Here is a 1,984-nt window from a genome sequence, read left to right on the forward strand (position 1 = left end):
CAATCCCAAGCAGGCCGATATTACCTATCTCTATGAACAGCTTCCAAAGCTCCATGTTGATTTCTATCATGAGACTTCGAAAGCTGAGTTCCGCAAAGCCTATCGAGCAGCAATGGAAGATACAGGGAAGATGGGGGACTTGGATTTCTATTTTACCCTCAGGCGATTGGCATCCTTGGCCAAGGATTCCCATACTTCGGTCGGACTTACCCAAGAGCTTGTAGCACAGCTGTCGGCAATACCCGCCCAGTTCTCCTACGTGGAGGGAGCCTGGCGAGTAAGCGTCATCGAACGAGATCATGCAGATTTGCTCGGCGGTGAAGTCATAGCCATCAATTCAATTCCCATGCAGGAAGTGGAAAGTCTTGCTTCACCGCTGTTCAGTCATGACAACCAGGTGTGGTTGCGATACTACCTCTCCCAGCAGCTCAATCTGACGAACCTCTACGCATATCTAGGCATCGCGACATCTCCTTCCCAGATGGTAAGCCTTACCGTCAAGCAGCGCTCTACTGATGAGGAGCATACCATTTCCTTGACGCCTGTTTCGGCCAGCGAGTATGGGATGCTGAGCTTTGCCACGTGGTATCAATCACATCCTGAGACAGGGGCAAGCAATGCCCCCTACCGGGCTCTGTTGCTTGAAGAGAGCAATACGCTCTTTGTCCAGTACAATGTGTGCATGTCCTATGATGAGTATCCGTTGGATGGTTTCATCCAGGAGATACTCGCTCTTGCCGAATCCTCATCGTTTGAGCATGTCATGGTTGACTTGCGTTACAACAGCGGAGGGGATTCACGCCTGCTTGAACCGCTGGTGGATGGGCTTGGCGCCTTGCAGGACGAACAAGGTTTCTCCATTGATGTGTTGATCGGCGAGGGGACGTTTTCTTCGGCTCTGATGAATGCGATGCATTTTAAGAAACGGACGAGTGCACGACTAGTCGGTGGTCCGAGTGGAGGCAGTCTTAACCACTATGGGGAGACCCGCACTTTCAGTCTGCCGAACAGCAAAATTCCTGTATCCTATTCAACCAAGCATTTTGTGATGGACAAAAAATATCAGGCGGGTCCCCTGATGCCCGACCTGGCCATAGAGAGGACAGTGGATGACATTCTTGCAGGAAGAGACACCGTTGTAGAGGCGCTCTTACAGTCGTATTAGAGAAGATTCATAAGGCTTTCCAATCGCTGAGCACCTTTTTGGATGGCTACATAGCCTTTGTCACTGATGGATGTTCGGGGTTGGGCGTCCTGTCTTTGGGTGCTCAACCACAATGAATCCCCGGCTACTATGTCCTGACAGCGTTGGATGAACAGCGCAAGAGCATCAAAGCTTTTCTCATATGCGAGCAAGCTCTCCTTGACATAGGGCTCGGCTTGTCTGCCAAGTTCGATTGCATATGCCTTTGCATCCTCGCCTACCAAGTCTGCCAACTTTTCATCCACCTTGGACAGAAGAAAACACAGATAGAGCGAAGTCTCCAAGGCTAGCGGCCTGAACAGGCGCAACTGCAACGTCGAGGAGGTTTGCCCCAAGTACATGCTGGTCAGATCCCCGAATTCCGCATAGGCTTGGGCGATATCGGTAGCCACTTCCCCGATTGCTTCATTGATGGCATCCAGCCGTATCTCACTGTTCATACGCATCCCTCCTTGCCTCAGCATGCTCTGCCTCATCGATTCTTGCAAGAGTGCCGGCTTAACGCTTTGCTTGGTCGTACACCTCGCCCAGTGCTCGAGGCGGTTTGTTGGTCGAGGAGAAGAAGAGCAGCAAGACCAAGGTAACGATATAGGGCAGGGTGAGGACGAGATCGCCATACGACGAAGGCAGCTTGAGCTTTTGCACCAGGACATACCCGCCGCTGCGGGCAAAACCGAACAGGATGCATGCAAGAAAGGTGGGTCCGATTTTCCAAGAGCCGAAAATGTAGGCGGCAATGGCCAAGTAGCCGAAGCCCATGTAGATGTTCGGAGAGAAGGT

At 51.8% G+C, this 1,984-nt stretch carries 2 protein-coding genes and 1 pseudogene; 1 reads left to right on the forward strand and 2 read right to left on the reverse strand.

Features of this window, described 5'->3' with window-relative positions:
* Window positions 1–1,165: hypothetical protein (locus tag B3F49_RS00170; RefSeq protein WP_293908455.1), on the forward strand; the 1,165-nt coding region annotated here is incomplete at its 5' end.
* On the opposite strand, the gene B3F49_RS00175 is transcribed toward B3F49_RS00170, so the two are convergent.
* Window positions 1,162–1,644, reverse strand: coding sequence for a hypothetical protein (locus tag B3F49_RS00175; RefSeq protein ID WP_293908456.1), 483 nt, complete (start codon window positions 1,642–1,644; stop codon window positions 1,162–1,164). The two genes, B3F49_RS00170 and B3F49_RS00175, sit on opposite strands and share 4 nt — an antisense overlap.
* 58 nt (window positions 1,645–1,702) lie before the next feature.
* A pseudogene (locus tag B3F49_RS00180) lies at window positions 1,703–1,984 on the reverse strand (ABC transporter permease); the annotation flags it as partial.

It is taken from the genome of Sphaerochaeta sp. UBA5836 (assembly GCF_002432845.1).
In the GTDB taxonomy this organism is placed as follows: domain Bacteria; phylum Spirochaetota; class Spirochaetia; order Sphaerochaetales; family Sphaerochaetaceae; genus Sphaerochaeta.